Annotated in this window: 16 protein-coding genes; 8 read left to right on the top strand and 8 right to left on the bottom strand. The window is 60.4% G+C overall.

Annotated elements, in window-relative coordinates; genetic code table 11:
- Positions 1 to 238 precede the first annotated feature (238 nt).
- Positions 239 to 1,879, top strand: a complete 1,641-nt coding sequence (locus tag ABJF10_RS00540; RefSeq protein WP_348542550.1) for a hypothetical protein — start codon at positions 239 to 241, stop codon at positions 1,877 to 1,879.
- 100 nt (positions 1,880 to 1,979) lie between these two features.
- Here ABJF10_RS00540 and ABJF10_RS00535 read toward each other — a convergent pair whose 3' ends face one another.
- The 8 genes from ABJF10_RS00535 to ABJF10_RS00500 all read right to left on the bottom strand — a co-directional run bounded on the left by ABJF10_RS00535 (position 1,980) and on the right by ABJF10_RS00500 (position 12,520).
- Entirely contained in the window at positions 1,980 to 3,116 is a 1,137-nt protein-coding gene (locus tag ABJF10_RS00535) for a glycosyltransferase family 2 protein (RefSeq protein ID WP_348542549.1), read from the bottom strand.
- Positions 3,117 to 3,132: 16 nt separating this feature from the next.
- Positions 3,133 to 4,650, bottom strand: coding sequence for a hypothetical protein (locus tag ABJF10_RS00530; RefSeq protein ID WP_348542548.1), 1,518 nt, complete (start codon positions 4,648 to 4,650; stop codon positions 3,133 to 3,135).
- Positions 4,650 to 5,753, bottom strand: coding sequence for a glycosyltransferase (locus tag ABJF10_RS00525; RefSeq protein WP_348542547.1), 1,104 nt, complete (start codon positions 5,751 to 5,753; stop codon positions 4,650 to 4,652). The genes ABJF10_RS00530 and ABJF10_RS00525 overlap by 1 nt, the downstream gene beginning before the upstream one ends.
- Positions 5,750 to 6,685 (bottom strand): glycosyltransferase family A protein, encoded by a 936-nt coding sequence (locus tag ABJF10_RS00520; RefSeq protein ID WP_348542546.1) that lies wholly within the window; start codon positions 6,683 to 6,685, stop codon positions 5,750 to 5,752. Before ABJF10_RS00520 ends, ABJF10_RS00525 begins: the two co-directional genes overlap by 4 nt.
- 42 nt (positions 6,686 to 6,727) lie before the next feature.
- Positions 6,728 to 8,890, bottom strand: a complete 2,163-nt coding sequence (locus ABJF10_RS00515; protein ID WP_348542545.1) for a polysaccharide biosynthesis tyrosine autokinase — start codon at positions 8,888 to 8,890, stop codon at positions 6,728 to 6,730.
- A 140-nt stretch (positions 8,891 to 9,030) separates the two neighbouring features.
- Positions 9,031 to 10,242, bottom strand: coding sequence for an SLBB domain-containing protein (locus ABJF10_RS00510; protein WP_348542544.1), 1,212 nt, complete (start codon positions 10,240 to 10,242; stop codon positions 9,031 to 9,033).
- Between the two features lie 206 nt (positions 10,243 to 10,448).
- On the bottom strand, positions 10,449 to 11,804 hold the full coding sequence (locus ABJF10_RS00505; RefSeq protein WP_348542543.1) for a hypothetical protein: 1,356 nt from the start codon (positions 11,802 to 11,804) through the stop codon (positions 10,449 to 10,451).
- A gap of 401 nt (positions 11,805 to 12,205) precedes the next feature.
- Positions 12,206 to 12,520: a hypothetical protein gene (locus tag ABJF10_RS00500; RefSeq protein ID WP_348542542.1), complete on the bottom strand. Its 315-nt coding sequence runs from the start codon at positions 12,518 to 12,520 to the stop codon at positions 12,206 to 12,208.
- A 274-nt stretch (positions 12,521 to 12,794) separates the two neighbouring features.
- Between ABJF10_RS00500 and ABJF10_RS00495 the strand changes: the two genes are divergently transcribed.
- From ABJF10_RS00495 to ABJF10_RS00465, 7 genes are all read left to right on the top strand, one after another.
- Positions 12,795 to 16,079 carry a hypothetical protein gene (locus tag ABJF10_RS00495; RefSeq protein WP_348542541.1) on the top strand — a complete coding sequence of 1,095 codons (3,285 nt, stop codon included), beginning with the start codon at positions 12,795 to 12,797 and terminating at the stop codon, positions 16,077 to 16,079.
- A 133-nt stretch (positions 16,080 to 16,212) separates the two neighbouring features.
- Positions 16,213 to 18,135, top strand: coding sequence for an O-antigen ligase family protein (locus tag ABJF10_RS00490; protein WP_348542540.1), 1,923 nt, complete (start codon positions 16,213 to 16,215; stop codon positions 18,133 to 18,135).
- Positions 18,132 to 19,271 (top strand): endonuclease/exonuclease/phosphatase family protein, encoded by a 1,140-nt coding sequence (locus ABJF10_RS00485; protein ID WP_348542539.1) that lies wholly within the window; start codon positions 18,132 to 18,134, stop codon positions 19,269 to 19,271. Before ABJF10_RS00490 ends, ABJF10_RS00485 begins: the two co-directional genes overlap by 4 nt.
- Positions 19,272 to 19,286: 15 nt before the next feature.
- The gene (locus tag ABJF10_RS00480; RefSeq protein WP_348542538.1) at positions 19,287 to 20,885 is read left to right on the top strand and encodes a glycosyltransferase family 39 protein; all 1,599 of its coding nucleotides are present in this window, start codon (positions 19,287 to 19,289) and stop codon (positions 20,883 to 20,885) included.
- A 44-nt stretch (positions 20,886 to 20,929) separates the two neighbouring features.
- Positions 20,930 to 22,417, top strand: a complete 1,488-nt coding sequence (locus ABJF10_RS00475) for a glycosyltransferase (protein WP_348542537.1) — start codon at positions 20,930 to 20,932, stop codon at positions 22,415 to 22,417.
- A 33-nt stretch (positions 22,418 to 22,450) separates the two neighbouring features.
- Positions 22,451 to 23,296 carry an ABC transporter permease gene (locus ABJF10_RS00470; RefSeq protein ID WP_348542536.1) on the top strand — a complete coding sequence of 282 codons (846 nt, stop codon included), beginning with the start codon at positions 22,451 to 22,453 and terminating at the stop codon, positions 23,294 to 23,296.
- A 2-nt stretch (positions 23,297 to 23,298) separates the two neighbouring features.
- Positions 23,299 to 24,522 (top strand): ABC transporter ATP-binding protein, encoded by a 1,224-nt coding sequence (locus tag ABJF10_RS00465; RefSeq protein WP_348542535.1) that lies wholly within the window; start codon positions 23,299 to 23,301, stop codon positions 24,520 to 24,522.
- Positions 24,523 to 24,530: the final 8 nt, after the last annotated feature.

Genomic DNA, 24,530 nt, shown 5'->3' with positions numbered 1-24,530 from the left:
TGCCCCGCCGACTGGGACGGGATCTTGAATGGCGGCTTGGTTCGTGGTGAGGGGGGGCAACATCGAAGACACGGCAGTGATACTGATCGTCGAAGCGGTTGCAATTTCTTTTGCGTGCCGGGGCCTATTCCTGAGTCCTTGGGAGCGTTTCGCGCGTGCCCGCACCCGGAGAAAAGCGCTGGGATTCATTTTGGCGTGTATGGGAGAATGGCATTCTGTCAGCGTCGCGATTCTCCCGGTGTTCTCTTCCGAGTTTAAGTTCTACCTCCTGCTTCCGCTGCTGCTCCTGGCCGCTTTTTTTCGGCCGGGTTGGGGTCGTGGATTTTTCAGCCGGGTGGAGGCGCTCTTCGCACGGGTGGCCGATCGACCGCGGTTGGCGGTGTTGTTGGTCGGCGTCGTCGGTCTGATCGCCGGCGCGGTGCCAGGCTTGATCCGCATGCCCGCGCCGAAGATCCACGATGAATTCAGCTACTTGCTGGCGGCGGATACGTTTGCGCATGGGCGGCTGACCAATCCCACGCCGCCGTTTTGGGAGCACTTCGAGAGCATCCACATCATCCTGCGTCCGACCTACAATTCCAAGTATCCGCCGGGGCAGGGCGCGCTGCTGGCGGCGGGGCAACTTCTCGGGCATCCGATCCTCGGGGTGTGGCTCGGTCTCGGTCTGGCCGCCGCGGCGGTGTGCTGGATGTTGCAAGCGTGGCTGCCGCCGCGCTGGGCGCTGCTCGGCGGCCTGCTCGTGGCGCTGCATCCGCAGATGATCACGTGGGGCTACAATTACTGCGGCGGGGCGGTGGCGACGATCGGGGGCGCGTTGCTGGCGAGGGGCATGCGGAGGATTGTCGAGACGTCACGGGAAGGAGCGTGGACGCTGGGCGCGGGCCTGTTGATCCTGGCCAATAGCCGGCCCTACGAGGGACTGGTCACGAGCGTTTTTGTCGTCGGAGCGGGTGCCTTCTTGATCGTCCAAGCCGGACGTGAGGCGGTGTGGAAGACGGTTCGCCAATGCGGGTTTCCCCTCGTGCTTTCCGCGGTCGTCATCGTGGCCGGCGTGGGATTCTACAACTACCGCGTGACCGGCCAACCGACGGAGATGCCTTACGCCGTGCACGTGAAGGAGTACATGGTGGCGCCGATCTTCCTCGGGCAGTCGTTTCGCCCCGAACCAGTCTATCGACACCGCGAGATCCGGGAGTTTCACACGGACTCGGAGGTGGATTTGATGGGGTCGAAGAAGAGCTTGATCGGCAACCTGCTGCTCAAGTTCGGCGCCCAGGCGCAAGGCTGGCTGTGGATGGGCTTGTGGATTCCGCCGTTGATCGCTCTGCCCTGGCGCGCGCGGCGGGACCGTTGGCTGCGAGTCGCCATCGTGTGCCTGGGCGGCCTTTTTCTGGGGTTGCTGATTGGCCCCGGCATCTTTCCCCACTACGCCGGACCGGGAGTGGCGCTCTACATCTTTGTCGTGGTCGAGGGACTGCGGCAACTATGCCTCTGGCGGCAGGAGCACGGCACGGGGAAGGCCTTCGTCCGCTGGCTGTGCCTGCTCTGCGTCCTCACTGTCCCGGTGGTCTGGAGCCGGTTGTTGAGCAAGAATGCCGAGGGATGGTTTCGCGACCGGGCACGGGTGCTGGCCAAGCTCGAAGGATTGCCCGGCAAGCAGTTGGTCTTCATGCGCTATTCAGCCGGCCACAATCCCAATCGGGAATGGGTTTTCAACGGCGCGGATTTGCAGCAGACGAAGGTTCTTTGGTCGCGAGAGATGACCGCGGAGACGGATCAGCAGGTCATCGATTATTACACCGGCCGCACGGTTTGGGTGGTGGAGCCGGATAGGGCTGATCCGCAGCCGGTGCCCTATTTTCCGAGAGCGGGCCAATAGACAGCGTCGCCGAATCTGGCGAATGACGGGATGGGGATTTAACCGCAGAGACGCAGAGACGCAGAGGCGCGGAGGACGCAGGGAGGAGAAGGCTCTGCCTTTAACGCCAGCCGCGTTGGGCGTTGCGGGTGGTGTAGTAAATGAGGCCCATGACGGTCATGGCATTGAGGAAGACGAAGCCCGAGGCGAGGGTGCCGAGGCGGGTGCGCCAACCCGCCATGCCGAGCCCGGCGAAAATGTAGAGGGCGACTTGAGCGGCGAGGCTGAGGTCGTAGAAAAAGGAGCCGCGGAGTTCAAAGTTGGAGAGGAAAGCCGCGACCAGAAAGAACGGTCCCAAGAGGCGGAGGTACTTGTGAGAAAGGAGCTGCCACCACAGGCGGTTCTTTCCCGGGGCCAGCCATTGCGGATAGCGGAAGGCCATTTGAAACCCACCGGCGAGCGTGCGCTGCTTGCGACGGAGTTCGGCCTTGGGCTCGAGAGGGCGCGGGTCGTGCGCGAGAGCGGTGGAGTCGTGGATGACACGCGCGCCCTGGACGGCGGCTTGCAGGGGAATGACGACGTCGTCGAGCAGCGTGTCCTCGGGAATGGGAACGAACAAACTGCGGCGCAGCGCGTAGATGGCGCCGGTGCAGCCAATGCAGGAATCGAAGCGCGATTCCGCGGCGCGCAGGGATCGCTCGTAACGCCAGTAGGCATCGACCCCGGAACCCGTGACGCTGGCGGCGGAGGCAATCTCCAGTTCACCGCTGACCGCCCCGATGGCGGGATCAGCGAAATGCGCGGCGAGGCGGGCGATGGCTTCCGGGTCGAAACGCTGGCGGGCGTCGGTGAAGATGACGATTTCCGCGGTACAGCCGGACAAGGCGAGATTCAGGCCGGCCGCTTTGCCGGCGCGGTCCGGGCATTCGATGATTTCGAGACGCGCATCGCCGATGGTGCGCGCCTGGGCGACAGTGGCATCGGTGGAACCGTCGGAGACCAGGAGGACCTGCAGCTTTTCGGGCGGATATCGCGAAGTGAGGAGATTGCGGAGGCGCTCGACGATGGGCGTTTCCTCATTGCAGGCGACGAGCACGACACCCACCGAGGGTGGAGACCCCGCGGCGTCGGGCGAAGAAAGGGCTTGCGGCCGCCAGCGGGCGAGGGCGGAAATCAACCAGCCGTAGCCACAGAAAGTATAAACGAGCAGACCGCAGGAGATCCAAAAAGTGAGCACCGTCCCATAGTGAAACAGCATGGCAAAGAGCCCGGCGCTACATGCGATCCATGATATAGGCCCAGAACCGGATGACGCCCCAAGTGAGGAAGAAAATCATCACGCCGTCGATCCAGCCGATCCGATTCCAGTCGATCCCCAACATCTTCGGCGAGGTGGAGACCGACGCCCCGCCCGGTTCCGGCTCCGGCGAAAAAACCTGCCGGGCCAACCGGGAATCCGGCAGCGCCGAGGCCATCGCCGGCTGGGGGAGCAATTGCGGGCTTTGCCAGACCGGGACGTAGGTTTCGAGGACAGGCTCTTCGCCGGACTCCTCCTCCTTCTCGGTGAGCATGCCCATGAGGTGGCGATGCAGGGCGGCGATGGCGGCAGCAAACATGAAGAAGGTCGGCCGATATTCAAAATCCACCATCCAGGACGAAACAATATAAGAGACGACGAGGACGAACAGCATGCGCCTGATGCGTTCTTCGTCGGGCGTCTGGGTCTTCGCGGTCATGGTCGTCTTCAAGCAATAAAAGAGCACCGCCATCATCAAATAGAGGCCCGGCTTCCCGAGTTCCGCGCCGATGCAAACGTAGGTGGAGTGCGGCGCCTTGCCGTGGCGAACCGGTTTCATGACGAAATGGGGCGCGGTGCCTTCACTGCTTTTCCTGGCCGGCGCGGGCCGGCGCACGTAATCGGTGATGAAGGCATCCTTGCCCCATTCGCCTTTGCCGATGCCCCGGAATTTCGTCTGGAGGATGCCATAGCCGTGCTTGAAGGCGAGGACGCGCCCTTGAATGGCGGCGTCGCTCTTGGAGTTGTTGAGCTCATTCATGCGCGGGAGCATGAAGAGAGCGGTGGTGCCGAACAGCACTGCCGCCACGCCAATGGCGACCTGGACGCTTTTAGGACGGCCGAAGGCCATGGTGGCGATCGACGTGATGCCGGCGCAGAGGAACGCGCCCTTCGAGACCGTCAAATAGATGCAATAGAGCGGGATCGCCAGCAACGCGAAGCCCAGGATGCGCGACGCGACCGGCCGCTTCCAGACGAGATAGTAGTAGAGCATCGGGATGGCCGGAACCACGCTGTGCCCCAAGGCATTGGGATTATTGAAGATCGAAAGGTTCAGGACCAGGCGGCCCTTCATCACGCCGTTCGTCATTTCCAAGCTGTCGAGGGGATCGAAACCCCACGTGCTCGCCAGGGCCAGCAGGGCGACCGTCACGATGAGCATCGTCCACCAGGCGACGAAGATTTTCATGCGCGGCACCGAGGTCAGGATCTGGACGATCACGAGGTAGAAAATGTAGAGGTTGGCGTTGTCCTTGAAGGTATCCCAAGGATGCACCGCCGAGAGGACGAGCCACGCCCAGAAGCCGAAGACCGCCCAATCATGAGGGGTGCGGAACATGTCCCGGGGCCGATAGCTCTGCTCCCGCAAGAAGAGCGCGGCGACGCCGGAGAGCATGACGATCTGGACGAAATGGATCGTCGAGAACATGCCGGACCACTCCTGCGGGCGCAGGTAGTAGAGGCAGAGAAAGAGGATGACGATGACGAGATCCATCAGCGCGGTGCGGAGGCGCGGTAAAGATGTTCGTAGGAGGTGATCATCGACTCGAGGGAAAAGTGCGAAGTCACTTTCTTCCGCGCGTTTCGACCGAAGTCAACGAGACGGATGGGTTCAGCGAGGATTTCGGCGAGGCTCCCGGCCAGGTCCGCGGAGGAGTCCAGGCCGGCGATCCAGCCATCGTGGCCGTGGGTGATGATCTGTTCGTGGCCGCACCCGGAGCGGACGAGAGCGGGCACGCCGCAAGCCATGGCCTCGAGGGCGGCGTTGGAAAGCCCTTCATTGATGGAGGGGACGACCAACAGGTCCATGGCTTGATAACAGGCGCGGGGTTCGTTTTGAAATCCGGCCAGATGAATCAGCGGGCGAAAGGAACTCGCTTGCACGCGCTGGTGGACGGCGGCTTCCTCGCTGCCCCCGCCGCCGGCGATGAGCAAGCGCGCCCGAGGCAATCGAGGGACGATTTGCTCGAAGGCCTCAATCAACTGCCGGTGGCGCTTAAAGGGGCCGAATCGACCGACGATGCCGATGCACAGGGCATCCGGCGGCACTCCCAGTGCGGCGCGGGCGGCGATCCGACCGCCCGGGGCAAAGCGCCCGGTATCCACCCCATTGGCGATGGCCACGATCTTTTGGGCGGGAAAGCCGCACGCGACCAATTCCTCGCGCATAGCCGTGGAGACGGTGTGGATGGTGTGGCAGCCGCGATAGAGCCAGCGACGTTGCCGCAGGCGACGGGGCAGGCGCTCCTCTGCGGTGAGCTGGCTGTGCTCCCCTTGTAGCCACGGGCAGCGGCGCCCCCCGGCCGTCGCCAGGCCGCTGTAGATCAGCGGGCCGAGATTGTGACTGTGGATGACGTCGGGTCGAAGTTGCGTGATCGCGCGGGCCAGGCGCCAGGCGGCGCCCGGGGAGAAGCCACCGCTCTTGCCGAGCAGCAGGACCTTGCTGGAGGCGGGAAGCCGCCCGGAGAAGACCCCGCGGCGCTCGAGGCAGGCGACGTGCGTTTCGAAGCCCCGCGATTCGAGCCCACGGGCCAGGTTGACGACCCCATTTTCCATTCCGCCGGGATCGAGCGAATTGACGACGTGGAGAATTTTCACGAGTGAGCGTGCAGGAAATGGGCCGCGGCCCGCAGGCGAAAGAGCGGCGGTTCCGCGACGCGGTGCGCGCGGAGGAAAACGGGCCAAAGGAGGACGGAAGTGAGCAGATACATCCACGCGCGCGCCCGCAGCCCATCGTCGAAATGAGTCCAGGCCACGAGGAAATAGTGGATGGAAGCGGCGCGCAGCCAGAAGGGGAAATGCCAGCGCGCGACGGCCCCGGAGCGCCACGCCCGGCGCAACACGAGACCGGAATTGTGTTTCATGCGCGGTGCATTCTTGCTCATGTTTTGCGGATGCCGGCGAATGACCGCGAGCGGCTCGCCGAGGTAGTGGAAACGATGCCCGCGGGCGGCAACGCGGATCCACATGTCGCGGTCCTCGGAGCTGCGCAGCGCGGTATCGAAGGGGCCGCATTCGGCGAAAACTTCCCGCCGGAGGACGATCGACGAGGAAAGTGGACGGTTGCGCAGGCAGAAAGAGGCGGCCGTGAGTTCGCCGGTGTGCAGGAAGTTCTGCCGGGGAGGCGGGAGCGGATCGCCGCTGGCATTCATTCGCGAGCAGGCCGTGCCGACGGCGGCGAAGGCCGGCCCGAGACGGTGAAATTCCCGAAATACCGCGGTGAGAAACCCGGGCTCCCAACGATCGTCCGCGTCGAGAAAGGCCACGTGGGCAAAGCGGGCTTCGCGGATGCCGGTGTTGCGCGCGGCGGAGAGACCGGCATTGGGCTGACGCACGGTCCGAACGCGCGGATCGGTGCAGCGCGCGCAGACGTCGGGCGTGTCATCGGTCGAACCATCATCGACCACGATGAGCTCAAAATGTTTCCAGGTCTGCGCGAGCACCGAGGCGATCGCCTCGGGGAGGAACTGCGCGTAATTGTAAGCCGGGATGACGACGGAAACCTGATCGGACAAAGCGGGTGACGGCATGCCGGAAGGCGGGGCGCGAACGGGCTCTGCGAGGCGCGGCGGCTACGTCCCCTCGATCGCGTTCTGGTAGTAGTAATCGTGCGAGTAGTAGTAGTACTGGTAGTAGTTTTGCGTCGTCGTGAGGTCGAGACGGTTGAGCACGAAGCCGTAAAAATTTGCGCCATTGGCGCGCAGCGTTTCGATGGCGGACTGGACGCCACGCACTGGCGTGTGACCGGTCCAGATGACAAAGATCACGCCATCGACCATATTTTGCATGATCGAGGTCTCGGAAAGACCGAGCACCGGAGGCGTATCGATCACGATGCGTTCAAAGCGATCACGCAGGCTCGTGATGAGCGAGGCAAACTGCAAGGACGCCAGCAATTCGGTGCCGCTTTCGAGATGGCGGCCGGCACTGAGGATGGTGAGATTTTCCTGGGGCGACGGGCGAAACGCTTCCTCCAGGGTGGCCTCGCCGAGGAGGACGTTGCTCAGGCCGGGTTCCTTGCGGTAGCCGAAGAGGCGATGCAGACGGCCGCGGCGCAGATCGGTGTCGATCAAAAGGGTCTTGGCGCCGGTGAGAGCGAAAGAGGCGGCCAGATTGGAGGAAACGACGGTCTTGCCCTCTTTCGGCATCGCGCTGGTGACCATGACCACGTGGGGTGGTTTGCTCAAGGCGCCCATCGAAATGGTGTTGGTGCGAATGACGCGGAAATTCTCGACCAGCCCCCGCTTGAAGGTGTCGTCGGTATCGCCGGGTTGAAACATTTCCGTGGAATCCGTTTGCGGGACCACGCCCAGCCCGCGCAGGCGGAAGGAATGCTCGACCTCCTCCAGATTGGTCATCGTGTGGTCGAGGTATTCGATCACGAAGGGGACGACCACGGCCAGGACGAGACCGGCGCCGAGAGAGAGAATCATGAGACGCAGACGGTTGGGAGAAACAGGATCGTCGCGGACCTCGAGCAAGCCTTCGTACTTGAGATTGATGCGCTCCTTTTCCCCGGCGAACTCCACTTCGCTGATCTCCCTTTTCATGTTCGCCAGGTAACCTTCGTAGGGCAGACGTGACATCTCGAAGATCGAAAGTTGCGAGAGCAGCTTGGCGTGTTTGCGACTCAGCTCCTGGTATTCGGGTAACTTGCCTTCGAGATCGTGCTTCTTGTTGAGCAACTCCTGATACTGGAGATCGAAACGGCTCTGCGCGACTTCGAGTTCGGAGTCGAGTCGTTGATTCACCACCTCCAATTGCTTGTTCAAATCGAGCATCTTCCGGTGGCCGGGCAGATAGATGCGCGAGGCCTCTTCGATTTGCTTTCTGATTTGCTGCTGTTCCTGGGCCAGGGCGTCCCAAGGGTGCAGAGATTTCAACATGGAAGGCACCACGACCACATTGTTGCTGCTGGAGCTGGTTTCCTTTTTGTCGCCTTTTTGCTCGGATTGGGGTGGGGCGATGGTTTGTCCGACGCTGAGGCGCGTCTCGGCGTCGTCCGCCGTAGAGATGAGAGAAAGTTTGGCCACGGAATCCAGCCCGGTGTCCTGCAGGCGAACGCGCACGCGGCCCAGTTCGTCGAGGCGCATTTGCAGCCGGGTCAGTTCCGCGGGCAGATTGGTGATGGAATTGACGAGGATGAGCGTCTTGGTGAAATCCTGCTGATCCTGAAAATCGAGCTTCTCGGAGAATTGCTGGTCGAGCCGGCCGACCATCTCCTTTAGCTCGGCGGAGTAGGTGTTGATGATGAGGTTCTTGTCCTCATTGCGCTTTTCCTGGCGGAAGGCGAGATATTCGCGGACCATCGTTTCTGTCCAGCGATGCGCCCAATCGGCGGTCCAGGGCCAGACTTCGACGTCGATGTTTTTCTCCGAGTTGAAGCCGGCGCGGAATTTGAACAGGTACTTCCGTTCCAGCGAGCGGCTGTCGGTGTCAATGCCGAGCGCGCGGGCCGTGCGCAGCATGATCTGCGGCTGGGTGAATTGGGCGAAGAACGCAGACATGCGCCCGTCCTCGTAAAGTTTATCGGTGTCGAGCGGGCGAGACAGCTCCTCCATGTGGATGAGGGCGTGCGCGTAATAGACGGGCTTGGCAAAAACGTAATACGTCAGACCGACCGTGAGACAGAAGCAGATCAAGAGGATCATGAGCCGCAGGTGCTTCGACGCGATCGCGACATAGAGAATGATATCGTGCAGCGTGAAAGCGGCCTTTTTCGTTCCTGGGATCATGAGAGTGAGCGAAAGTAAGTAAGGGTGCGCACGGGGGCGGGCACCAAAAACGGCCGAATCCTAGCAGAATTCAGATAGGGCGCGAACTAAAGATTCCGCGAAAGGGTGAAGACCCCTGGGCGGAGGGACGCGAGTCGAAACTACCAACTGAACCACTTCTCCGGAACAACGAGGATGTCGTTGCTCTGGAGCTGGACGTCGGGTCGCTGGCCCCGTTTGATCGCGCTGATGTCGACCGGGAGCTTGGCCTTGGTGCCATCGGGGAGAGCCCGCAGGACGTAGACGCTCTTTTGATCGGCGAAGCGGGCGAAACCGCCATTCTGGAGAATGGCCGCGTAGGCGCTGATCCTTTCACCCTGCTTGAGTGGGAAGCTGCCCTGGTGCTGGACGTTGCCGGTAATATAGACAAGGTTGGCCGGGCCGGCGGGAATCGTGATGACGTCGCCTTCTCCCAAGGTGATGTCGGAAGTCAGTCCGCCGCCTTCGAGGATTTTCGCCACATTGACTTCCTCCACGACGCTCTTGCTGGCGGCGATGCGCATCACCCGGACACGGGTCAGATCGGCTTTGTCGGAGACACCACCAGAACTGAGAATCACGTTGACCAAAGTGGGAGTGATCCCACTCGGGATATGCCATTGGCCCGGCGAACGAAATTCACCGGAAAGGTAGATGAGCGGGCCATTCTCAATGTCGGCGCCCTGCTTTTGCTCGATCATCACCGAGGCGCTGTGCAACTGCGAACTTTGCAAAGCCCGCTTCACAGCGGCTTCGGCCGCGGAAAGGGATTTCCCGGCGACGGCGATGCGTCCCACCTGCGGCATGATAATATAACCTCCGCGACGAACCTGATAGATGCCGTTGAAGGAAGGGTCTTCGTTGACGAAAACCTCGAGGTTTTCCCCGGGCACAACGACTTCTTCGCCCGGCGCGCTGCCGGCGCCGCCGCGGCCTTGGGAGACTTCCGCGACCTGCTTTTCCGCTTCGTCGAGTTGTGCCCTGGCAGAGGAGTATCGGGCCTGCCAGTCTTTGACTTCCTGATCGAGGTGCTCGGCTTTCTCGAGATCGCCGGCGGCGGTCTGGAGGGCAAATTGCTTTTGAGCGGCTTCCAATTTGGCTTTGGCGTAACGAACCTCGCCCTGTAGCGTTTGGCGCTTCTCACTCAGGTCCTCCAAGTCACTCTGCGACGGTTTGCCCGGCGCGGCGATCATGGGTGCGGTGAGAGCATCGGCTGTGGGTTGCGCGGCCGGGTTGTTGCTCTGCGCCCGGCTGGAGGCCAGGTCGACCTGTGGCTTGCGGAAGCCGACGCCCGGTTTACCGCCGGGATCCGCCGCTGCCGCCTGTGTGCTCAAGAAGGCAAGCTCCAGGCATGTGGCAATGATGAGGAAAGGGGATACGGACCAATACGCCTTCTGGGAAGGGGGTCCGTTTCGACCATGTAAAATGTGGTGAGGGGTCACAAGCTGTTGGATGCGTTGTAGTCGAGCACAGGTTAAGGCGTCAATTCAGTATTAGGGGCAAAGGTGCGAATTTCTGCGTAGCAGGATTCGTTCGCACCTCATCTGAAGTATTTGGTTACGCTCAGGAAAATCAGGTTTTCCCTAAAATTCAGGTCGAATACGTCTGATTTACTCTCTTGATACTGGTAGGCCAGATGGAGGAGCAGCGTGTCCGTCAAGTTGTAGCCGATATCCGCCCGCCCGATCATTTGCCGGGTTCCGCTGTCTTCCGCGGTGTATTCGCCCGTCAGTTGGACGGTCGTCTTCGGGCCGGCGATAAAGGTGACGCGCAGGCCGAAGAGCCACTCGTCGCGCGTGGCCTGCTCGCCATCGAAGTAATCCTGCACCCGCAGGCGGTAGGTGTAGGCACTGGCATCGAGGCGCGGTCCCAAGACCTGGTGGATGGTGTAGCCGACACCCTCATTGATCTCGTTGTGAAAGTAATTGAACGTCCGTGCGTAAATGAGGGATTCCTGAGTGTAAGGGCCGGCGTTGTGATCGAGTGCGACGCGCCACAACCATCCGCTATCTGCCTGCCCCCCGTTGAAGTAGCCCAGCTCGGCCTGAAGACGAAGCTGTTCGGTAATGGGACCGGCGAAACCCGCCCGGACGATGTTTTGCACCAGATTCTGATCTTCGACCTTGGTGTGAAAGAGGTCATAAACGACATACGGCTTAAAGCGCATATTCTCTCGTTGAGAGATCAAGCTGATGGTGGCGCCTTCCCGCAAACTCGGCAGCCCACGGTTGCCCTGGTTGTACCACAAGTCTTCGTGGTAGACCCTCGCGCGCAGAAGGATGGAGCCCGGATCCAGCCGTTCCGCGTCGGCGCTGATGATGTTGCTGAAAACGATGACGTCGGATTGGCGGCCGGCGTCCAACTGATTGTCGAAATTGGCATCGCCCCTCCGCAGGGCGCCTCCGGAGGCTGGCCCGAGCGCATAGCGCCCAGTGCGGGTCTGGAGATTCTCGTCGAACGGGCTTCCTTCAAAGAGGACATAATTGCCATCGATGCCGCCCGAGTAGTATCCGGTCGAGATTTGGAAGTCGTCGGTGAAGACGACATGCCAGCCGCCGATGTCGGTGTCCCATGTGGCCTGCACATGAGTCAGGGGTCCGGTGGCGAGGCCGAAATTGAAAAGATCGGCTCCCGAATTGAAACCGACAATGCCGCCTCGGTTCTCGAGCGGGAGGTAGACCAAGGTGAAGGAGGCCGCCAACCTCAAATCCTCGGTAAATTGCGCCACGACATCGAGTGTCAACCCTAGGTATGCGATCGTCCCGGACTCCGTATTATCGGGTGTGAGATTGATATTATCGCTGTGGAGGACAGCGGCCTCCAAGGCGCGGAGCTTGAAAAAAAGTGGTCCGAGCTTGAGATCCGCCTCCTGCGGTTCAAAGCCGCGTTGAAACAAGGGTACGCCGGCGTTCAGCGAGGGAAGGGTTAGTCTGAAATCCAAGGTAGCCGATTCCGTTCGCACCGAAGGTTCCACGGGAGGGAGATAAACCCCGACATCCGGGAGCTGCGTATTCCGGAACAGAGTGGCCTGCGAGATGCCAGTCCGATCGGGTTGGAATGCTCCTTGGGGGAGGGTAGTCAGAGCGCTGCCGGTGAAACCTCGATTGGTGGTTGGGTAATCGAGAATGGGCGACGGGCTGCTGGTATGAAATTTTGGCTGCTGGCCGCGGAGAACCGACGGCGAAAGAAGGAGGAAAAACACGCCGATTGCCTTGGCGGCGAAGGCCATCTGTAGGAAAATCGGATTTTTCTTGGCTGGCCGCCGGACGGCGGCTGGCCCCTTCGGGTGCGCGCGTCTCAATCGGTGAGATCTCCAGTGGGGCCGACACTCCTCAGCCGTTTCGCGGCGCGATCCTTGTTAATCTTCATCAGAAAGACCTGCGGAAGGTCTTCTCGCCGAATTGAAAATGGCAAATAGGCCAGCAATCCCAAGAGCGGTACGGAGGCCACGATCCAGATCCACAAACGGCGTTGACGCGCGCTAAACCCTTGCGAATTGATGCTGATAGTCGCGCAATAAACCATGGCCATCCAGATCAACAGCAAAGACAAAAAGACTTGACTGTTGAATTTGGCAGCTTCGAGGCTGAATCTGTTCAGGATCTCACTCATGAATATGGGGAAGGAATTCGCGGAGTTGCGTAGCGCTACTGCCGCCGAGGCGGAGCTGACTCTTTTTGCGCTGAAATTGGGCTGATTGGCAAGATAAAGTCATCCGTGTAGCAATTTCCGGGTCCGGCAGCGTAAAAACACTGAGAAAGATATCCCAAAAACTTGTTGACCTTGGCCGGTGGGCTTTGGTCTAGTAGTTCCAAAGCAGGTCAAAACTACTTCTTGCCCCCCCATACTGATTTCCCCGATCCGAAGAGTCTGTGCGTATAATATTATGAAAACCGTTCCTGTGCTCGCTGCTGTCCATGGTTTGATTCGTAAAAGCCTGCCCTTCTGGGCGCTTCCCGCGTTGTTGAGCTTTTCGCACGTCGATTCGGTCCGTGCCCAAGGTTATTATTACCCAGTATATACCCCGGCGACGACCACCTCGGCTCCGGTTTATAATTTCCAGCCCTATGCTGGCATTCCTGAGTACGCCGCCTTGGATGGGGAGGTCCGGAACGCCGCCGCCGCCTTGCCGACGCCGCAGTTGATGTCGATTTACATTCCGACTCCGGCTGGTTACTCGCCACCGACGGCTGCGGTGTTTGAAGCGGCGTTGAATCGCAGTGTATCGGCCTTGGTCAATGATGGCATTCCGGGGGTTACCTTGCAGTCGCTGGTACTCGCTGCGACCCAGTACATGCCGGCGGATCGTGTTGCCCTTGGCAACCAGGTATCCAGGGCGATTGTCACGAAATATGCGGCGGATCCGGCTACGGCCAGCAGCCTGCTAACCTCGGTGGTTGATGCGCTGGCCTTGTCTCAGCCGACCTTGGCGGTGGCCACGATTCAAGGGATGTTGGGAACGGATGCGACCGGTAAGACTGCAGTCGGCTCGGTGGCGTTTAATACCGCCGGGGCTCATGTGATTGCCGACATTGTTGCCGAGACCATTGCCGCGATTTCGACGGATACCGCAGGAATTAATTCCGTGCTCGGTACTGGGGTGGGTGCGATCTCTGCCGCGAATCTTTCCGCGGTCCAAAAGAGTGCAGCCGTCATCGACTCCAGCAACGGACTGGTGCAAATCGTCTTAAGTTCCTCGGGCGCGCAAAACAATCAGGCCAACGTGGCCACCATCGTTAAGAACCTTTTGTCGACGGTTGCTATTAGTTTGGTGCCTCCCACCGCGCCGGCGTTGCCGGTTTCCAATCCGGGTTCGTCCATCGGCCAGATCTTGGGTGCTGCCGTGAATGCGCTTCAGTTTGTCCCTCCGACCAACACCGCCCAAGACACGCTTGATCGATACAATTTGATTGCTTTGACGGATGGTGCACTCTCTGCCCAAGGTGCCTCGAATGCGGCCGGTATCCGCGATTATCTCAATTCGAATGCGATCGTCGGCACCACCTATCTGGGAGTCGCGTATTCATCCTACACCACTGCGGTGGCCAATGGCTATCTCAACGGGACGACGGCGGCAGGCTTCTCCTCCTACCTCGCCGGGACGGCCCCGGGGTATGCGGCGCCCTCGGCCTCTGCCATTGCGGCAGCGGCTTCCGGAGCGGTCACGAAAAACGCCGGTCTGATTGGAAGCTTTGTCCAGGCTGCGCTCACCGCCGCGCCCACCACGCAAACGAGGGACGTTGTATTTGCTTCCGTTCTGGCGAGCCCGACTTCGGTGAATAATGCGATTGTCGGCGCCATCAACCCCACCGGTGGTCCCGGTGGAATTCCTGCTCCATACGGTGGTGGGTCCTTTTTGGACGTCGCGTGGGGCATTTACCAAGCCGGTCCGAACACCTCGGCCATCGGCTCGATTCAATTGCTCATCGGGCGGGCGGGAACTCTGGCTGCCAGTGGTCCCATCTTCACCAGCACTCTCGACGCGGTGACGAAACTCGTTGCCGGTGCGGTGGGAGGAGCGGATGCCGGCGGAAAAGCGGGCATCATTGCCGATATCATTTACCAAGCGGCCAGTTCCACCAAAGGATCTGCAGTCGGCTACTCCGGCCCGGTGGCCCGGGCGGCCGCTGACGCCATTGCGGCCACACCCGACCTCGGGCCGGCGGCAAACTATATCGCGGTGGTCGCGGCTTTGGCTGGCAATGGCGGCGCCTATCGGCAGGCGATTCTCGATGCTACGGTCAATACGCCGGGCGTCATCGCGGACATCACCGCAGCGAATAATGGCGCTGACTTGGTTCAGTCCCTCCAGACAGACACGCAGCATCGGTTTTACAATACGTTGACCAAGTTCAGCGACGCTGCGGTCGCTGGTGCCAGCAGCGTGAATGCCGACTTGATTGGGGCGATTCTGGCGAACAATGGTGAGGCCGACGCCGCACTGGCCGTCGCCATCAAGGAAAGCGGTGTTAATCCCGCCGCGCTGACCGCGACTGCGATCGGGGTGAATACGCCTTTCAATGCCAACAGCGCGCAAGTTTTGACGGAAGTTTCCAAGATTGCCAGCATCGCCAAGACGAACTTGGGGGCAGGGGCATCGGTGCAGCTTTTCCCTTACATCGGCACGGAGACGATTGCCTATCCGTCACTGGTTCGGGATATCGCCATTGCCTGGACGGTCGTGGATCCGGATCATGCGCATTATGTGGCGACGGCGGTCGCCTTTGCCCAGCCCAACACCGCCAACACGACGGTTTCGGCAGTCTTCCAATATACCCAGATCACCAACGCGACGCCTCACTCTCAGGGAGGCATCCTGGGCAGCAAGGCCTTTCCAGGCACTCGCGGCACCGTCATTGATCAACCCGCTGCGGCTGCCGCGATTACCGCTGGCTATGTGACGGGTATCCTAGAATCGGACCAGACGTTCCGGTTTGGCGTTGCGACTTCTGCGATCAATGCAACGACGTTGACCAACCTGAAGAACGTCGTCGGCGCTGCAGTGGCCGCGTCCATCACCCAATCCGGGACCAATCTCCAAGGTCCGATTCCAGCTACCGGCAGTTCACAGGAGGTCTTCAATGCCACTTCCCCGGGATACTCGAATTATTTCCGTCAAAGCGATGGCACGAGCACAACCTCATTTTACACGACTGGCAACAATCGGCGTACTGTGGGTGCCGCCGGTGCTGTGACGGGTTTTGTCGCCCAGTTGACCTCCCAGAATGATAGCACGATCAGTGCGGTCACCGCGGCCGTCCTCACCCAGGCAGGAACCTCCGCCAAGGCGTACGGCTTGCAAATGGCGCAAGCCGCAGCTCAAGCGTTCGCCTGGGTTTCAGCTGGTCCCGCTCCTGGCGCCGTCTTTTCCTACAATTTCGCTATCCCGCTGGATAACGCAGCGCACCCTGATAATCCGGTCTGGGCGATTGCCAACGCCTTGTTCGCTGGTGGGGTTACCGGTGTGACGATGGCGCAGTTGGAAAACGCGGCCTTCTTTGGTATTACGGAAGCGAATAACGGCACCATTGGAGCCGGCGCTCTCGGCTTGAATGCCAAGGGCTTGACCGACGGCACGTTGGTCGTCGCCCCGGCGGGGAATCCCAAAGGTGATTTCTACATCCACGCCAGCGCTACTGGCGTTCCGGTGACGAACATCTTCAATCTGTAACCGTCGCGAAGTCTTCTAAAACGCCCCTGCGACAACCGTTGCAGGGGCGTTTTGTTTTGCTTGAATAAGCAGCCCACCCGCTCTTGCACCGGATATAGCCGGTAACTACCATCCCCTTCCTCCTGCTGAATTCGTGCGTTACCTTACCCTCACGCTCCTCGCGCTGTCGTTAGTCTGCATTCAAGTCATGATCGGCGGGGTGAGGCTGGTCTTTAGCTTGCCCGCTTACTTCCTTTTGGCCAGCGCTTCGCTGCTCACTTTTCTGGCCTTCAAAAAGCTGGCGCGTCCGCCGCTGCTCTGCGCCTTGACGGCATCGCTTCTGGCGGCGTGGGTGGTGGGACGCGCCCTTTCCTCCCCGGTGGTCTATCTCGCTCGCGCCGACCTATTCATGATTCTCGGGGCCGTGTTGGTGTATCTGCTGACGGTGATGCACCTCACCGCCACGCGGACGCGTCATATCCTGGTTGGCATCCTGCTCCTTTTCGCGCTGGTGCATGTCGCCATCGGCGCGATTCAATTCAAGCAGGGAGATGAGTTCATGCTGCTTCCCGGGATCATGCGCTCCCCGTACGGCTGGAGGGCGAGCGGCTTTTATATCTGCCCAAACCATCTGGCCGGCCTGTTGGAAATGCTGGCCATGCTGGCCGTGGGGCAGGCGTGCTGGGGAAGCAGCCGCCCCGCGATCAGGATCCTGGCGGGTTATTGCGCCCTGATGTGTCTGGCTGGGCTGGCCGTCACCGGCAGTCGTGGCGGCTATCTCTCGGTCGTCTTTGGACTCGGCGTATTTGCCATCCTGAGTCTGTGGGCCGTGAAACTCACCCGTCGCGGCGGCTTTTGGGTGATGTTCGCGGGTATCCTCGCCGGCGCCGTCGTCATTCTCGGCGGAGCGCTTTTTGTCATGTCGCAGAGCGAGACTATCTACACGCGACTGATGCAAGTGTATGACCCCTCGAACATGCGGCTGCTGATGTGGAAAGCGGCGGTGACGCAATATCATCTGGAGCCGCTGACCGGTACCGGCAGCGGCACGTACCTCTTCTACGGGCGGCAATTTCGTTCCCCCTTGGTGCAGAACGACCCGATGCACGTCCACAATGACTATCTGGAGCTATTGGCGGAATATGGCCTGATCGGGACAGTGCTGTGTGGTGCGTTCCTCCTCGTGCACCTTGTTTCCGGGATGGCCGGTTTGAGGAAGATTGTCCTCGAGCAGATTCGACCCGGCACTCCACGATTGAGCAACGATCTGGCATTGGATATCGGAGCGCTCGCGGCGATCGCGGCGCTACTGATGCATTCCGTGGTGGATTTCAACATGCACATTCCCGCCAATGCGCTGGTCGTGGCCTTCCTATTTGGGATATTGGCCCGCCCCATGGGGGATTCGGAGGGGGAGAGTGGCCAACCCGTCCAGGCCGCAGGCTGGTGGCGCTGGCTGGCCGCGGCGGTCGCAGTCGTCCTGCTGGGACTTTCGGCTCGATTGTTACCGGGCGAAATTCTCGCGGAGAAGGCCCGCGTAGCCTTGCGCGACGACCGTAATAGCGATGCTTTGGCATTGGCGAACCGCGGCCTTGCGTGGGAAAAGAAAAACCCCTTTCTCTATGGGTATCGCGGGGAGGCGGAGCATTTTCTCACCTTGAGCGCACCGGACGAAGTGGCAGCGCATATCTTGCACGAGGATGCGGCGACCGACTACGAGAGAGCCCTGAAACTCTTCCCGCAAGACACCGGCTTGCTTTTGAAGGAGGCGCAAATTCTGGATTTGATGGGACGCTATGCCGACGCCGAGGACGTCTTCCAGCGACTGTTCAAGTGCGATCCCCTGTTCGGAAACGTTTACGCCTTCTACGGCTTGCATTGGCAGTTGCAGAAACGGATGAAGGCGGCCGAACTCTGCTTCCGGGTCGCGAAGAAACTGGGTGAGACGGAGATTTCTCCCAAGAGCCTGCAAAACCTCGAGCAGCTCAAGGCGGACCCGATGGCGCAGACCTTATTCTCTCACTTTACCGAGCCGCAATTGAATCTGCCCGCGGAGTGGATCCTGAGCGAGCCATGAACGAGCCGGCATCCCTCCCGGACCAGGGGCAACCCGCAGCGTCGACTGGAGCCCGCGAGGATCAGGTTCTCTTCCAAGTCACTTCCGGCACGCTGGCCCGTGCCTTGCATTGGTTTCGCCGCGCTCTGGGGTGGCTCACCGCCGGATACGTGATCGGCCTGCTGGCCCTGCTGATCGGCTTGGAATGGTGGGGTGAGCGGAGCTGGATCTTCAGTGTGTTGCTCTATGCGCCGATCCAGACATGCCTTCTTCCTCTCGCCGCGCTCACGCCGGTCTGCCTTCTCTTCCGATGGCGGTTGATCCTCTGGCATTTCGGCGCCGCCATCATTTTGGTCTTCGGATTCATGACCTTCCGCTGGTCATCCGTTCCGCCGGTTACCGGGTCAGAATTGAAGGCAGTGACTTTTAATTGCGGTGAGAGCAATCGCCCTCAGTTCATTTCATTTCTCGAAGCGGAAAAGCCCGATCTGATTATCCTGCAAGACGCGCGGAACTCCGGCGCAAATCTCGTGATGAAGTTTCCGGGGATGTATTCGAGTGATTTGGGACAATTCGCTTTCGTGAGCAAATTTCCCATCCAAAAGGCCTCTCTGGTGGAGAGCGTGAAGTCGCAGGGCGCACCGGTGGCCGCCCGCTGCGAGATCGTGTTTCAAGGTCGCACGACCGCTGTCTATAGCGTCCATTTGCCCACGCCCCGGGACCAACTCTCCCGCTTCATCGGGGGACGGCGCGTGTTGGGCGATCTCGTAGGATCCAGACATCGCGCTCCGGCGTACGGGGATTATCGGGAATGGATTCAGGAACGGATCCGCCTGGCGCAGGCGCTGGCGGCCGTCCTGGCGGAGGAAAAAGAACCGATGATCGTCGGAGGCGATTTCAATACGCCCGACCACGGCCATATCTACCACCTGTTGGCCGGTGGAATGACCGATGCCTTTGCGCATGCCGGACGTGGCTGGGGGCTGACCTTTCCGGGCTCCACGCACAATCCGATTTCCTTCTTTGGACCGTGGCTGCGCATCGACTACTTCTTCGTCGGCCGAGGCTGGCGGGTCACGGAATGCCGCCCTGAGCCGGGTAACAAGTCGCAGCACAAGGCGGTCTTCGCGCGCTTTGAGCCGCAACCCACGGGCTAATGCCAAATTTTTGTCATGTTTAAAAGCGCTCGCCCTTGGGTCGTCAGTCTCATCGTTCTCGTTCTCGCCTTCGATCTCGCCTTTTTTTGGCAGTGGAGCTTCGGGGCCTACAAAAGCGAATTTGGAGGTCATCCCGACGAAGCCGCGCACGTCGTCACGGGTCTATTCATTCGCGACGCGTTGGTCGAGGCGGGGCATTATGCCGCCGGCGGCTTCCATGGCTCGCCGATCCGCATCGGCAAAGAGTTTGCCGAACGCTACTACACGCACTATCCGAAAATCGGCTTGGGAGTCTGGCCGCCTTTTTTCTATGTCGTCCAGTCGGCGTGGACCTTGCCCCTCGGCGCATCGCGCACCTCGCTACTGTTTCTATTGTGCTCCCTGGCGGCGATTCTTGCGTGGCTGGAATTCCGTGTCTTGCGTGAAGAATTCGGGATCTGGCTCGCGGCGGCTTGTGCCGCGGTGTTGATCTCCCTGCCGCTGGTACGCAGTTATTATGGAATGGTCATGGCGGAAACGCTCAGCGCCGTGCTCATGTTTGCGGCGATCGTGGCCTTCGGCGATTTTCTGGACCGGGAGAAACGGTCCGATGCGATCTGGTTTGGGGTGCTCGCGGCGCTGGCCATTCTCACGAAGGGAACCGGCCTGGCTCTGGCGCTGGCCGCACCGTTGGCGTTGGTTTTCGCCCGGCGGCTGTCCTTGCTCAAGCGTCCCGCACTGTGGCTGGCGGTATTCATCGTCCTCGTGGTCGCGGGGCCATGGACGTGGAAGACACGCGACTTGGGCAAAGGCGGATGGCTGCAGCCCAACCCCTCCTGGAGTTTCACTCTCGAGGCTCTGCCGTATTATGCGGGAAAATTTGGCCTGGGTCTGGGTGCTGTGCTGTTGCTGCTCTTTGGCGTGGGGGTGGTGGTCAAAATCCGCCGTGGATCCCCGCAGCAGGGCCGATGGACGGCGGCCGGAGCGTTGATCCTGTCTGTGCTTATCTTCCAATCCATCGCGCCGGTGGGGCTCGAAGCGCGGCATCTCATTCCTGCCCTGCCCGCCGCGTTGATGTTTGCGGCGGCGGGATTCAATTTCATCGCCGGGAAACTGGCCGATGGCCGCCGCGTCGCGGGGCTGTCCGTGCTTGTTCTGGCGGGAATGTTTCTCACAATTTTACCGATCACCACCAAAGGATCCTCCGGCTTTGCTCCTCTCGCTCAACAGATGCTGGCCGAAGCTTCGCCCGACGAGGTGGCGCTCGTTTCGTCCGATGCGACGGGGGAGGGAATGTTCATCGCCGAGGTCGCCCTGCACGAGTCCCGTCCCGGGCACGTGATCCAGCGGGCGAGCAAATCCCTGGCCAGCAGCACGTGGAGCGGCAGCGGCTATGTCCCGGCATTCGACAAGGAGGAGGACATCCTCCATTTTCTCGCCAGCGGCAAGATTCGTTACCTGATCCTCGACGATGCGGTGCCGGACGACAAACGTCGCGAGCATCACGATCAACTCAAGCGATTGGTCGCGACGTATCCTGATCGCTTTTCGATGATCGGCGAATCCGACGTCTGGCGCCGCGGCACGCGCCAGCCGATCACCGCCAAACTTTACCTGATCTCCCCGAAGAATTGATTGTTTGCCCCTGATAATTTGGAACATTGTTCCCCTTCCGCGTGATGTCTCCCACACCCACCTTTCGCAAACTTTCCATTCTCGTTGCGGCCTACAACGAAGAAGAGACGCTGGCGGATTGCCTGCAGGCGGTGCGCGCGGTGACTTTACCGGCGGGGTTGGAGCGGGAGATCGTGGTGGTGAACGACGGGTCGCGCGATCGCACGTGGGAAATTGCCCAGCAACTGGCCGCGGACTATCCGGATGTGCGCGTTTTTCAGCAGCCCCAGAACATGGGCAAGGGTGCGGCTCTGCGCCGGGCGATCCAGGAGATGAGCGGCGACCTGGTGATTTTCCAGGATGCCGACCTGGAATACGAGCCCCAGGATTATCCACGGATGCTGCGGCCGATTCTCGAAGGGAAAGCGGAGGTCGTTTTCGGCAGCCGCTTTACGGGGGAAGAGCGCAAGGTGCTCTATTTCTGGCACACGCTGGCGAATCGCTTTTTGACGCTGCTCTCGAACATGCTCAATGACACGAACTTCACCGATATGGAGACGTGCTACAAAGCGTTCACCGCCGCCTCGCTGCGGGCGATTCCGCTGGAATCGGACCGCTTCGGCATCGAGCCGGAAATTGCCGCCAAAGTGGCGCGCAATCGCCTGCGCATGTTTGAGGTGCCGATCAACTACAATGGCCGGAGCTATGACGAGGGAAAGAAAATCACCTGGCGCGATGGACTGGCCGCGCTGTGGTTCATCTTCAAGTATCGCTTCTCGAGCAACTATTCCGACGCGGGAAAAGTGACGCTTGATGCGCTGGAGCAGGCGCCGCAATTCAATCTGTGGATGTACGAGAGCGTGAAGCCGTGGCTGGGCGACCGGGTTGCGGAACTCGGAGTGGGGCGGGGGAACCTGAGCAGGCATATCCGGCTGCACGGACAGGTTTTGCTGACCGATTATCGCATCGACTATCTGACCGAATTGAAGGGCAAGTGGGCGACACAGAAAAATCTCCAGATCGGGAAACTCGATATGACAGAGCGCGGGGACTACGAGCAGTTGCGCGCTTTTGCACCCGACAGCGTGGTCTTTCTCAACGTGCTGGAGCACTTGGAAGATGATCGCGCGGTCTTGCGCAATTTATTTGAGACCGTACCCGCCGGCTGCCGCATCGTGGTGCTCGTGCCGTATAACATGAAGCTCTACAGCGAATTCGACAAGGCACTCGGGCATTTCCGGCGCTATGCGAAAGGCGAACTCGAGGGGAAAATGAACGAGGCCGGGCTGGAAGTGGAGAAGCAATTTTTTTTCAACAAAGTCGGCGTGTGGGCGTGGTACGTGGCGAACACCCTGGGAGGGCAGAAAGCGCTCAAACCCTGGCAGTTGCGGATCTACGGGATTCTGACGCCGATCTTTCGGGTGCTCGATGGGATACTGCCCACGAGCGGGCTTTCCACGGTGGTCATCGGGCGAAAGGCGGCCGCGACGTCGGCGCCGCCCAGCGATCCGGCCAGCCAGGTGGCGGAGCAACTCAGCACTTCTTCCCGATGATCGACTCTTGCCGGCCGTTCGTCTTTTCCGCCAATGTCCGCTGATCCCGCGGCGCTGGGCGAGCGCGTCATCCGCCCGCAGCGGGGAATGATCTCCGTCAATTTCGCCGAGCTTTGGCGCTATCGCGAATTGTTCGGTTTCCTAGCCTGGCGTGACATCTTGCTGCGCTACAAGCAGACCTATCTCGGGGTGACGTGGGTCGTGCTGCAACCGGTGTTGACGATGCTGGTCTTCACCGTGCTCTTCGGGCGTTTCGCGAAGTTTCCCTCGCACGGCGCGCCTTACGAGATTCTGACTTTCGCGGGTTTGCTGCCGTGGCAGTTCTTTGCCAACACCCTGGCGGAGAGTAGCAACTCGATGGTCGCCTCGGCGCGGATCATCTCGCGGGTGTATTTTCCGCGGCTCATCATTCCGGCGAGCGTGGTGTGCAGTGGCTTTGTCGAGGCGGGGATTTCCTTTATTGTGCTGCTTATCCTCATGCTCATTTTTGGGGTGGCCGTGCGGATCCAACTGCTGCTGTTGCCGGTGTTCTTGCTAATGACATTCTTTGTGACCTTCGCGGCTGGGGCCTGGTTCAGCGCGCTGAACGTGAAGTATCGCGATGTCCGTTACATCGTTCCCTTCATCACGCGGCTGGGCATGTATGTGACTCCGGTCGGCTTTGTCTGGACCGATGTGGTGCCGGAGCGCTGGTGGATGTGGTTTTGCCTCAATCCGCTGGTTGCCGTTATCGATGGCTTTCGGTGGTGCATCCTCGGGCCGCAATTCACGCCCTACTGGCCGGGCTTTGCGCTGAGCCTGGGGGTGGGTCTTGTTTTGCTGGTGACGGGACTCGTCTATTTTCGGAACACCGAAAAAACCTTCGCGGATATCGTCTGACGATGGCTGTCATTTCCGTTCGACAACTGGGCAAGGAATATCGGCTGGGGACGCAGGTGCACGACACCCTGCGGGATCAGATCACGGCGTTGTTTCGCGGTCGAAAGAAGCAGCCGGCGGAGAAATTCTGGGCTTTGCGTGATGTGAGTTTCGACGTCGAGCAAGGCGATTGCGTCGGCATTATCGGCCGCAATGGCGCGGGCAAATCGACCCTGCTGAAAATTCTCAGCCAGATCACCGAGCCGACCGAGGGGGAGATTCGGATCAGGGGGCGCATCGCCAGTTTACTCGAAGTCGGCACGGGGTTTCATCCCGAGTTAACGGGGCGGGAGAACACCTTCCTAAACGGAGCGATTCTCGGGATGACGCGGGCGGAGATTACGCGAAAGTTTGATGAGATTGCCGCCTTTGCGGAGATGGACACTTTTCTGGATACGCCGGTGAAGCATTATTCCAGCGGCATGACGACGCGGCTCGCGTTTGCGGTCGCGGCCCATCTCGATCCGGAGATTTTGATTATCGACGAAGTGCTCGCCGTCGGGGATGCGGCCTTTCAAAAAAAATGCATCGGGCGCATGACGGAGGTCGCACGGGCCGGGCGGACGGTGCTTTTTGTGAGTCACAATATGTCGGCGGTTACGGCCTTCTGTTCCCGCGGGTTGTATTTGGAGCGGGGACAGTTGAAGGCTGTTGGTCCGATGCGGGAGATTTCCGAGACTTACCTGGCCGATGCTTTTTCCAGCAAAGGGCAGTTCGAATTTCGACGGGGCAAGGTGCGCGGGAGCGGGCGAATTTGGTTCACTTCGCTGAACATCGGGCCGGGGACGGCCAATGCGTCTCTCGTCTGCGGCGACGAGATGACATTTCGTTTTACCTATAAAGCCGTTACGGAGGGAATTCCGGCCCGCTTCTTGATCAACATCCATGATCAACAGCAGGTGCGGTTGCTGGTGATCGATAGTCATACGGACGACAGTTTCCCGTACCTTTGCCCTTCGACGGGGAGCATCACGGTGAAAATACCCTCCGATGTGTCGCTGGTGCCGGGCCGCTATTCCATTGAATTGATGGCGTTGACCTCCGACGAGGTGGCCGATCACATACCGGGGGCCTTGGATTTTGAGGTTCATGACGGTGACTTTTTTGGCAATGGTCGCCGGGCACACCAACCCGCTGCCTTCCTGACCAAGAGTGCCTGGTCACTCGACGTCTCCGGCGAGCCGTGAGCAAATTG

Source organism: Chthoniobacter sp., from assembly GCF_040003245.1.
Classification (GTDB): domain Bacteria; phylum Verrucomicrobiota; class Verrucomicrobiia; order Chthoniobacterales; family Chthoniobacteraceae; genus Chthoniobacter.
Note: the sequence above shows the minus strand (reverse complement) of the source record. Positions and strands in the feature narration are given on the sequence as shown.